Annotated in this window: 10 protein-coding genes and 1 tRNA gene; 6 read left to right on the top strand and 5 right to left on the bottom strand. The window is 70.9% G+C overall.

Annotated elements, in window-relative coordinates; translation table 11 throughout:
• The coding region (locus R6V09_RS35490; RefSeq protein WP_317885576.1) for an isocitrate lyase/phosphoenolpyruvate mutase family protein at positions 1-184 on the bottom strand (184 nt) is incomplete at its 3' end.
• Positions 185-523: 339 nt separating this feature from the next.
• Between R6V09_RS35490 and R6V09_RS35485 the strand changes: the two genes are divergently transcribed.
• The 4 genes from R6V09_RS35485 to R6V09_RS35470 all read left to right on the top strand — a co-directional run bounded on the left by R6V09_RS35485 (position 524) and on the right by R6V09_RS35470 (position 5165).
• Complete coding sequence (locus R6V09_RS35485; protein ID WP_317885575.1) at positions 524-2146, top strand: ABC-F family ATP-binding cassette domain-containing protein; 1623 nt, start codon at positions 524-526, stop codon at positions 2144-2146.
• 134 nt (positions 2147-2280) lie between these two features.
• Positions 2281-3057 carry a dimethylargininase gene (ddaH, locus tag R6V09_RS35480; RefSeq protein ID WP_317885574.1) on the top strand — a complete coding sequence of 259 codons (777 nt, stop codon included), beginning with the start codon at positions 2281-2283 and terminating at the stop codon, positions 3055-3057.
• A gap of 214 nt (positions 3058-3271) precedes the next feature.
• On the top strand, positions 3272-4246 hold the full coding sequence (locus R6V09_RS35475) for an acyl-ACP desaturase (RefSeq protein ID WP_317885573.1): 975 nt from the start codon (positions 3272-3274) through the stop codon (positions 4244-4246).
• Between the two features lie 70 nt (positions 4247-4316).
• Positions 4317-5165 (top strand): hypothetical protein, encoded by an 849-nt coding sequence (locus R6V09_RS35470; RefSeq protein ID WP_317885572.1) that lies wholly within the window; start codon positions 4317-4319, stop codon positions 5163-5165.
• A gap of 15 nt (positions 5166-5180) precedes the next feature.
• Here the strand turns inward: R6V09_RS35470 and R6V09_RS35465 are convergent.
• A tRNA-Trp gene (locus tag R6V09_RS35465) sits at positions 5181-5256 on the bottom strand.
• A 91-nt stretch (positions 5257-5347) separates the two neighbouring features.
• Between R6V09_RS35465 and R6V09_RS35460 the strand changes: the two genes are divergently transcribed.
• Positions 5348-6751, top strand: coding sequence for a DUF2201 family putative metallopeptidase (locus R6V09_RS35460; protein WP_317885571.1), 1404 nt, complete (start codon positions 5348-5350; stop codon positions 6749-6751).
• Complete coding sequence (locus R6V09_RS35455) at positions 6752-8578, top strand: AAA family ATPase (RefSeq protein ID WP_317885570.1); 1827 nt, start codon at positions 6752-6754, stop codon at positions 8576-8578. It begins immediately after the preceding gene.
• Here the strand turns inward: R6V09_RS35455 and R6V09_RS35450 are convergent.
• The 3 genes from R6V09_RS35450 to R6V09_RS35440 all read right to left on the bottom strand — a co-directional run.
• A complete protein-coding gene (locus R6V09_RS35450) occupies positions 8556-9077 on the bottom strand; it encodes a hypothetical protein (RefSeq protein WP_317885569.1) in 522 nt (173 codons plus the stop codon). The genes R6V09_RS35455 and R6V09_RS35450 overlap by 23 nt on opposite strands.
• Entirely contained in the window at positions 9074-9205 is a 132-nt protein-coding gene (locus R6V09_RS35445) for a hypothetical protein (RefSeq protein ID WP_317885568.1), read from the bottom strand. Before R6V09_RS35445 ends, R6V09_RS35450 begins: the two co-directional genes overlap by 4 nt.
• Positions 9206-9213: 8 nt before the next feature.
• On the bottom strand, positions 9214-10367 hold a 1154-nt coding region (locus tag R6V09_RS35440), incomplete at its 5' end, for an SDR family oxidoreductase (protein ID WP_317885567.1).

Here is a 10367-nt window from a genome sequence, read left to right as displayed (position 1 = left end):
CGTCGGGCACGCCCAGGGCCCAGGCGAGGCCCGCGCTGGTGGTCGCCACGGCGGACGCGCCCGCGTCCTCGACAAGGCGGGCGCTCGCGGCGTCCCAGGCGTTCGGCAGGACGAGCGGACGCCCCGGCACATGCAGCGCGCGAAAGGCCAGCGCCCGGTCACGGAGGCTGTTCTGGTTCGTCATGCAACCCACTCAAGCAGCCGCGGGCGCACGTCCGCTGGCAGGAATCCGACATCGATGTGTCGGTCAGGGGACGCCCTTTTAATTGCGTTGACAGGCGACAGAGGCCCTCCGTAGCGTTTCCCTCGGTCCTGTTGCCGTCGAATGGAGAAGGACGTTGCTCGTCTGAGGTTCTGAGACACCGCGTCACACACCCCTGAGGTGTGTCCGTCGTGTTCGACCTCGGCGTCCGAGCCGTCCTCCGGAACAGGGCCTTCTCTCTGCCCTCCGGGACCAGCCTCCCGCCCCGCGGTGTCTCGCAACGCGTCTGCCCTGACCGCATCGAGCAACCGCGAGGCCCGCATGAGTTCTTCCGTCACCTGTACCTCCCTCTCCTTCGCCTGGTCCGACGGCACCCCCGTCCTCGAAGACCTCGACGTCGCCTTCGGCCCCGGCAGAACCGGACTCGTCGGCGTCAACGGATCAGGGAAATCAACCCTGTTGAAGCTCATCGCGGGCGAACTCGCCCCGGCCGACGGCGCCGTGCGGGTCGCCGGCGAGGTCGGCCACCTCCCGCAGAACGTCACACTCGACACCTCCCTTCGCGTGGACGAGACCCTCGGCATCGCCGCGCGCCGGGCCGCCCTGCACGCCATCGAGGCCGGTGACGCGGCCGAGGAGCACTTCGAGACGCTCGGCGACGACTGGGACGTGGAGGAGCGCGCGCTCGCCACACTCGGCGAACTCGGCCTGGGACACATCGACTTGGACCGCACCCTCGGCGAGGTGTCCGGTGGCGAGTCGGTACTGCTGCGGCTGGCCGCGCTGCTGCTCGGCAGGCCGGACGTCCTGCTCCTCGACGAACCGACCAACAACCTCGACCTGTACGCGCGCAGACGGCTCTACTCGGCCGTCGCGTCCTGGCCGGGAGTGATGATCGTGGTCAGCCACGACCGCGAACTCCTCGACCTGGTCGACCAGATCGCCGATCTGCGCTCCGGCGAGGTCACCTGGTACGGCGGAAACTTCTCCGCCTACGAGGAGGCCCTCGCCACCGAACAGGACGCCGCGACACGGATGGTGCGCGTCGCCGAGGCCGACTTCCGCAAACAGAAACGCGAACTGGTCGACGCCCAGGTCAAGTTGGCCCATCGCAGGCGGTACGGACAGAAGATGTACGACCAGAAGCGCGAACCGAAGATCGTCATGCAGGCGCGCAGGCGGTCGGCGCAGGAGTCCGCGGGCAAGCATCGCATCATGCACGAGGAGCGGCTCACCGAGGCGAAGGAACGGCTCGACGAGGCGGTGGAGGCCGTACGGGACGACGACGAGATCCGCGTCGACCTGCCGTACACGGCCGTACCGCCTGGCCGTACGGTCCTGACCCTCCTGGACCTCGAACTCGCCTACGGCGCGCGGGTGGCCGGCGGGCTCGATCTGCGCGGGCCGGAGCGGATCGCGCTGATCGGGCGCAACGGCGCGGGCAAGACGACGCTGCTGCGCACGATCGCCGGGGAACTGGAGCCGGTGTCGGGCGAGGCGACGGCGCATGTCCCGCTGCGCTTCCTGCCGCAACGGCTCGACGTCCTCGACGACGAGCTGACCGTGGCCGAGAACGTGGCCCGGTTCGCGCCTGCCGCCACCAACAACCGGGTACGGGCCCGGCTCGCCCGCTTCCTGTTCCGGGGCGCACGCGCCGACCAGAGGGCGGCGACGCTGTCCGGCGGCGAACGCTTCCGGGCCGCGCTGGCCGCGCTGATGCTGGCGGAGCCCGCCCCGCAACTGCTGATGCTGGACGAGCCGACGAACAACCTCGACATGGCGAGCGTGCGGCAACTCACGACGGCGCTGGAGTCCTATGAGGGCGCGTTGATCGTGGCCAGTCACGATCTGCCGTTCCTGGAGTCGATCGGCGTCACCCGCTGGCTGCTGCTGGACGGGGAGCTGCGGACGATCACTCCGGAGGAGGTGGAGCACCTGGTGTAGGACAGGGCGGCGCGTCTCAGGAGGGCCACAGCCTCGCGGCAGGGGTTTTGTCGGCACGGACGGGTGACGCATGATGGCCAACCGGTGCCGCGTTGCCGGCGCCGAAACGATCCCGCCGATACGGAGTCCCGCTCGTGCCCAGCCACAAGGCCCTCGTCCGCCGCCCCAGCCCGCGCCTGGCCGAAGGGCTGGTCACGCACATCGAGCGGGAGAAGGTCGACGTCGAGCAAGCCGTCGAGCAGTGGGAGGCGTACGTCCAGGCGCTGCGGACGCACGGCTGGGAGACGATCGAGGTGGAGCCCGCCGACGACTTCCCCGACTCCGTGTTCGTCGAGGACACGGTGGTCATGTACAAGAACGTGGCGCTGATCACCCGGCCCGGCGCCGAGTCCCGGCGCGAGGAGACCGGCGGGGTCGAGGAGGCGGTGGCCCGGCTCGGCTGCTCGGTGAACTGGGTCTGGGAACCGGGCACCCTGGAGGGCGGTGACGTCCTCAAGATCGACGACACGATCTACGTCGGCCGCGGCGGGCGGACGAACGCGGCCGGCGTGCAGCAGCTGCGGGCCGTGTTCGAGCCGCTCGGGGCGCGCGTGGTCGCCGTACCCGTGAGCAAGGTGCTGCATCTGAAGTCGGCGGTCACCGCGCTGCCCGACGGGACGGTGGTCGGGCACATCCCCAAGGTGGACCGGCCCTCGCTCTTCCCGCGCTTCCTGTCGGTGCCCGAGGAGGCCGGTGCGCATGTGGTGCAGCTCGGCGGCGACAAGCTGCTGATGGCGGCGAGCGCGCCCAAGACGGCCGATCTGCTCGCCGAGCTCGGCCTGGAGCCGGTCGTGGTGGACATCAGCGAGTTCGAGAAGCTCGAAGGCTGTGTGACGTGCCTCTCGGTCAGGCTCCGGGATCTGTACGCCTGACCGGGTGAGCGGACCACCCGTTCGGCGGCGGACCTGCGGTCCTGGCGCTGTTCGGGATCCCCCGGCAACGCGGCCTGAACAGCGATCTTTACAGCACCCTTAACCTACGGTCTCGTAACCTACGGTTTCGTAGCCTACGATTCCGTAAGTTGCACAGACCCCGGCACCGCTCGCCGGTTTGTTCAGTTTTGCACCACGTCCCCCTGGAGTTCCCGTGACGATCACTTCCCCGCACCTCGGCAGCCCCGCAGTCTGGACCGACGCCAAGCTGCTGTACGCGTTGGAGGAAGTCGTCGAGCAGGAGCTCAACCGGCACCTGAAGGTCACCAAGGACTGGATGCCGCACGAGTACGTGCCCTGGAGCAACGGCCGGAACTTCCCCGGCTTCTTCGAGGACGGCGAGGCCTGGGACAAGGAGCAGTCCAAGGTCACCGAGATCGGCCGTATCGCCCTCGTGGTGAACCTCCTCACCGAGGACAACCTCCCCAGCTACCACCACGAGATCGCCTCCCTGTTCGGCCGCGACGGCGCCTGGGGCACCTGGGTGCACCGCTGGACGGCGGAGGAGGGCCGGCACGGCATCGTCATGCGGGACTACCTGCTCGCCTCCCGCGCGGTCGACCCGGACAAGCTCGAAGCGTTCCGTATGCAGCACATGAGCGAGGGCTTCGAGTCGGACAACCGGCACTCGATGCTGCACTCCGTGGCGTACGTCGCCTTCCAGGAGCTGGCCACGCGCGTCTCGCACCGCAACACCGGCCACCAGTCGGGCGACCCGGTCTGCGACCGCATGCTGGCCCGCATCGCGACCGACGAGAACCTCCACATGGTCTTCTACCGCAATCTCCTGAAGGCCGCGTTCGAGCTCGCCCCCGACCTCACCATGCAGGCCGTGCGCGACGTCCTCGTCAACTTCCGGATGCCCGGTCACGGCATGCCCGGCTTCGAGCGGTTCGCCGCCCAGATGGCCATCGGCGAGGTCTACAACCTGCGCATCCACCACGACGACGTCATCCAGCCCGTGCTGCGCTTCCTGAAGGTCATGGAGATCGACGGTCTCGGCCCCGAGGGACAGCGCGCCCAGGAGGAGATCGGCCTCTACATGGGCGGCCTCGACTCCGAGGCCTCGAAGTTCGACGAGAAGCTGGCGAACCGCAAGGCCCGGATGGCGGCCCGCGCGAGCGCCTGACCGGCCCTGCGACCGCCCGGCGGGCGAATCGCCGGTGCGGGATCCGGCCCGGCTGCGGCATCATGCCGCCATGCGTGACAACAGCACGTCGGGGGCGGCGGTCGGCTTTCTGCTGGGCCTGATCGACCACGAGGACGCGGACCGGATACGGCGGCGGATCGGCCTGCCCGAGCCGGAGGGACCGGCGACTCTCGAACCCCGGCAGAACGCTCCGCTCTGGTCCTGGACGAGGACGGCGGTGCCCGCCTCCGTGCTGCTGTGGGTCCTGGAGCAGGACGATCCGGAACGGAACCAGTGGGTCTGGCGGCACAAGTCGGCGGACAACGCGATGCGGCGTGCCATCGCACGGGGTGTGCCGTTCGGTCCCGGCCGTGAAGCGCTGTTGACCGTTGTCGACGGGCTGGGCCCGGAGCTGGAACCGCCGGTCCCCACGAGCTACACCCGATTCGGCCTGGTCGGCGCCCTGCGCGAGGGCACCTCCATGCAGGCCGCGCGAACAGCCGCGTCGATGGTGCTGGAGCGCTCCGACTGGCACGCGGTCACCGAGGCGGACCGGGACCGCCCGCTGCCCGGTTACGCGCGCTGGGCGCTGTCGGTCCGGCCGGACTGCCCGCCCGCGCTGCGTGCGCACTTCGGCACGCACCGCAAGTTCACCCGCCGGGTCGAACAGGCCGGAGTGCTGGACGGCCCCGCCGACTACGCGACCGCCTGGGGCCCCGCGTCGCACGTCCTCAAAGTGCTGTCCACAGGACAACTGATGTTCCCCGCGCGCGCGGCCGAGGCCGAGGACGCCCTACGACCGCTCGTGCGCGACCACTTGGGCGACCGCGAGGACGCCTGGGCGGTGCTGGCGCAGCTGATCGACACGTTCCACGGGAACGCGGCGGAGCTGGTGGTGACGGCGGGCGCGATCGCCTGAGCCGGGCCGTGAGGGGGCGGGGCGGCTGGATTCGAACCAGCGTGCCCCAGTTCTGGAGACCGGTGCGCCTGCCTCTGCGCTACGACCCCGCCCTTGCGGCCAGAGCGTAATGCCTTGGCCCGATGTCAGTGGGGCCTGGTACCAATGAGCCATCGGGGGAACTGCGGCGCGGGGGGCGTGGGATGGCGTACGGGGAGCGGGGTCGGCGTACCCCTGTGGTCGATCCGGCCGACCGCAGGGCGCTGGAGCGGTACCGGCCGGCCGAGGCGGCGACGGTCGCCGAGGCGCGGCGGCTGAAGGAGGCCGCGCTGCTGGACTTCGGGCTGACCGAGTCCGCGGTGGCGTCCTGGCTGTACGCGAAGTGCCACCACCAGATCCCGACCACGGCGGTGGACACCGCGGCCGTGGTCGCCTCCGGCGACGGCTCCTGCCTGCTGCTCTTCAACCCGGACTTCTTCGTCGGACTCGGCCTGGACGGCGTGAAGTTCGTGCTCTTCCACGAGGCCCGGCACCTGGTGCAGCGGCACCTGTTCGCCGACCCCGAGCTGCGCGAGGACCCGGTGTTCGAGCTGGCCACCGAGGTCTCCATCAACCATGTCGCTCTGGTCCGGCTCGGCCACCCCGAACTGCCCCTGCTGGACGGCCGCCCGACGGGCATCGACCCACGGCGGATCCACGGCCTGTACCGCGAGGACCTCACCGCGCACGGCCTGGAACCCGTCCCCTACGAGGAGTTTGTCGCGACCGACATGAAGGTCTACGGCGAGCTGAGGCGCATGGCGCATCCCCCGGTCCCGGAGCGGCGGCTGTGCGTGCACCTCGTGGACGGTGGTGTACCGGCCGACCAGGAGACGGTGGACACGGTGGCGTCGTCCGCGCTGCTGAACTCCCTGCTGGCGGCGCGGCGCGGACACCCGGGCGCGGAGCGGGAGTTGCTCGACCTGATGGGCCGTACCGAGGACGGTTCCGCGCGGGCCGCCCGGATCTGGGGGAATCTGGGCGCGGGCGTCCTGCGCGGCGAGACGGCGCGCACGCGTACCGTCCACTGGTGGCAGCGCTGGCTGGTCGACGTCCTCGGCTCGAAGCTGCGCGAAGGCGAGCGGCTGGTGTACCCGAAGAAGCGCGGCGCACTGCTCGCGGCCCTCGGCCAGGACCCGATGCTCTCGCGCCGCGGCCCGGTCCGGGAGAAAGTCCTGGTCATCGCGTACGACACCTCGGGTTCGATGCCGCACCAGGTGATCACCTGGCTCACCGAACTCGTCGGCCGCATCGACGGAGTCGAGGCGCACTGGCTGTCGTTCGACTCCGTGGTCATGCCGTTCACGCCGGGCGAGCGCGTCTACGGCGGTGGCGGCACCAGCTTCCAGGTGGTCGCGGACTACGTGGAGGGGCATACGGAGGTGCACGGTCGCCGGTTCGACGTCACTCCGGACGCGGTCGTGATGCTCACCGACGGGTACGCGCCGCCGGTCACGCCCGCCGAGCCGGACAAGTGGACCTGGCTGATCACCGAGGGCGGCAGCGAGTGGCCCGAGACGCACAACCCGGCGATGGACTGCCATCGCGTCACGACAGGATCGCGGTAGATGAGCACGGAGACAGGGCAGTTGACGCCACCGGCGACCGAGCGCGGCAGGGGTGAGCCGTCGCGCCTGGAGTCGTTCATCGACGCGATGATCGACATCGGGCAGACCGGACAGATCTTCGGCGAGCACGGCATCGGTAAGACGGCGACGTTCTTCTCCCACATCGGCCGCGCTCACCCGGGCACCGCGCTGGTGTACGTCCCGGCGGCCAATCTGACGCCGGACGACCTGCTGATCAACGCGCCGGTGCGGGACCCGCACACCGGTGAACTGGTGCTGCGGCAGCTGGTGATGAGCCAGTTGAAGCCGGGCGCGCCGTTCGTGCTGCTCATCGACGACTCGCTGCAGGCGGGCGACACGGTCCAGTCGCAGCTGATGCAGATCGCGTGCAACTGGACGCTCGGCGAGCACGATCTGCGGGCGCTGGGCTGTGTCGGTGTCTTCCTCACGGACAACGAGTCGCTGTCCGAGACCTCGGCCCGGCGCGGCGACCTCGCGCTGCTCGACCGCATGGTCACGATGCGGATCTCGGCGAACGACACGTCCTGGCGCCGGCATCTGGCCGCCAAGTACCGCTCCTGGGACCTGAATCCGGTGTTCGCCGTGTGGGCGTCGCTCTCCCCGGCGCTGCGCGAACTGCTGTCCCCGCGCACGCTGGACCACGTCCTGGCCAACGCGAAGGAGGGCTTCCCGCTCCGCTGGGGCCTGCCCCTGATCGACGGCGAGCGGCTGCGGCTGGCCGAGCCGGGCCCCGACGGCAGGCCCGGCCAGAACCGCACGGCGGAGATCCTCGACCGCCTCGCCGAGGCCCTCGACGTGCCCAACCCGGCCACGATCCCCGACCCGGTACGGCAGGTGGTGCGGGCCGCGCTGCGCAACCGCTGGACGGTGCTGCTGCAGGGGCCGCCCGGGTGCGGCAAGACGGAGCTGGTCAGGGAGACGGTCCGCGCGAGCCTGGGCCGGGAGCCGCTGTACTTCTCGCTGCCGGTGACGAACGTCGAGGACCTGTGCGCGCCGATCCCGTCGCCGGACGGCACCCTGGACAACGTGCTGGCGGCGAACTTCACCGGGCCGGACCCCAAGGCGATCGTGTGGGACGAGTACAACCGCCCCAAGGACAAGGCCGCGTTCGCCAAGCTCATGGAAATCACCCAGGAGTGGTCGCTGGCCGGCCGGCGGATCGAGAACCTGCGGGCGCAGATCGCCGTCCAGAACCCGCCCTACCATCTCGGCCGCAAGCTGCTGGTCTCGCGGAACAACATCGCCCAGGCGACCCGGTTCACGGCCTCGCTGACGGTGGATCCGGCGGACATCCCAGCCAACGAGTGGCTGCTCGCACGCTACGGCGCGGACGCCGAGACGGTGCTGGAGTGGTGGAAGCACGACATCGACGACGACGGCCGCGCCTGGATCACCAAGCGCACCCTGGAGCGGCTCATCAAGCTGCACCGGCGGGGGCTGCCGCTGGAGATGGCGACGGTCTATCTCGGCGACGGCGAGTACGCGCCCGTGCCGCTCACCGCCCTGATCGACCGCTTCAAGGGCCGCCCGGTCACCGGCCTGCGCGAACTGACCCGGGACGCGGACCGCTGGGAGGCCCGGCTGCGCCGCGCCGCCGAGCACACCGGCGAGGGCGGCGACGACAGCGACGTGGTCCACCAGATCCTGGCCAACGCGGAGCTGTCCCAGCTGAAGAAGCACCGCGCGGTGGTGGCCCGCATGGTGGCACTGCTGCCGGCGAAGCTCCGGGCGACGTATCTGGTGGGGGCGTCGGCACAGCAACAGCGGTTCTGGACCGACATATTCACCGGACTGGCGCGTCGCTGACCCCGTGCCAGGGCCTGTCTGACAACGGGCGCTCGATACGGCGCCCGTTGCCGCCGGCGGCCAGCAGCGCGTCGGCGAGGACGGTCACGCCCGCCGGGTCGAGCCCGGTCTGTACGAGGTCGAGTGTGCGCAACGACCGCGCGGACTCGATGAGTTCGGCCGCCGCCCGCCCACCACCACTGCCCAGGGGGTTGCGCTTGAGCCACACACCGGTCACGACCTGCGGCGAGGCACGCAACTGGTCGGCGATCCGGCAGGCACCGCCGGCCGTGATCCCGTTGCAGCCGAGGTAGAGCGTCTCGACGTCGCCGCTCCCACCGGCCACGGCCTCGGCACCCTCGTCACCGAGCCCGTCCGTACCGAGCAGCAAGTGCCGTACGGGCGACGGTCCTTGGGCCAGTGCCTCCGCGACGCGCGCGGCGCCCTCCGCCCCCAGCCCCTGTTTGCACAGGTCGAGCCGCCCGTCCGGCAGCGCCGTCCCACGGCGAAGTCCAGTCACTCCCGGGTCGGCCGCCCCGGCCGCAACCAGTCCAGCAGCGGCCCGAGTTCGGCGACGGGGCGTGGCACGCCGGACGGCACTCCGGCGAAACCGCTCACCCCCGAACCCACCGCCGCAGCCTCTCCCATGTCCCCGCTCACCACGCCGCCTCCCGATAGTCCTTGAGGAACACCCCGGACACCGGGTCTCCCGACTCGCCGCGCACGATCGGGTCGTAGACACGGGCCGCGCCGTCCACGATGTCCAGCGGCGTGCGGAAGCCGGCCCCGGCCATGCGGCTCTTCTTGGGCGCGGGGTTCTCGTCGGTGATCCAGCCCGTGTCGACGGCGCACATGTGGACGCCCTGTTCGGCGAGTTCGGCGGCGCTGGTGCGGGTGAGCATGTTGAGCGCGGCCTTGGCCATGTTGGTGTGCGGGTGTCCGGCCGTCTTGTTACGGACGGCGAACCGGCCCTCGACGGCGGTCACGTTGACGACGTACCTGCGCGGACGCGGCGACGCGAGCAGCAGCGGCAGCAGCCGGTCGCAGAGCAGGGCGGGGGCGAGCGCGTTGACGAGCTGGGTCTCCAGGACCTCGGCCGGGTCGAGGGCGCCGAGCCGGGCCGACCAGGAGTTCTCCGGGGACGGGTCCGGCAGCAGTCCCGCCTCGTCGGCCTCGCGCAGTACGACGGGCAGCGCCGAGGCCCCGCCCGCGAGCATCCGCATCGGTGTGAACCCGGGCGCCTGCCGGGCCCCTTCGGGCAGTGCGTCGCGCTCGCCCGCGGCCAGCAGGGCGTACGACTGCGGGGGCCGCCGTACGGTCTGCGCGGCGTTGTTGACGAGGATGTCCAGCGGTTCGCCCGTCTGCCGCAACTCCTCGCACAGGCCGAGGACCTGGCGCGGGTCGCGGAGGTCCACGGCGAGCACGGTGAGCCGGTCGAGCCACTTCTCGCTGCCGGGCTCCGCGTGGAACCGGCGCACGGTGTCGTGCGGGAACCGCGTGGTGACCTGCACCTCCGCGCCGTCCCGCAGCATCATCAGCGCGAGTTGGAAACCGATCTTCACCCGCCCGCCGGTGAGCAGCACCCGGCGCCCGCTCAGATCCGTACTCAGCGCACGGCGGGCGGTGTTGTCGGCGGCGCACTCGGGACACAGCCGGTGGTAGAACGAATCCACCTGTCGATAGGGCGACTTGCAGACATAGCAACCACGCGGCTTGCGGTAGACACCACCGTCGTCCCGGTGAGCCGTCCCGCCCGTCGCGGGCAGCGCGGCGTCCTCACGCCGGTCAGCCGCTCCCGTCGCCGTCGCGG

It is taken from the genome of Streptomyces sp. W16, from assembly GCF_033194735.1.
Lineage (GTDB): Bacteria > Actinomycetota > Actinomycetes > Streptomycetales > Streptomycetaceae > Streptomyces.
The sequence above is the reverse complement of the archived record's forward strand: the minus strand, read 5'-3'. Positions and strand labels throughout refer to the sequence as shown.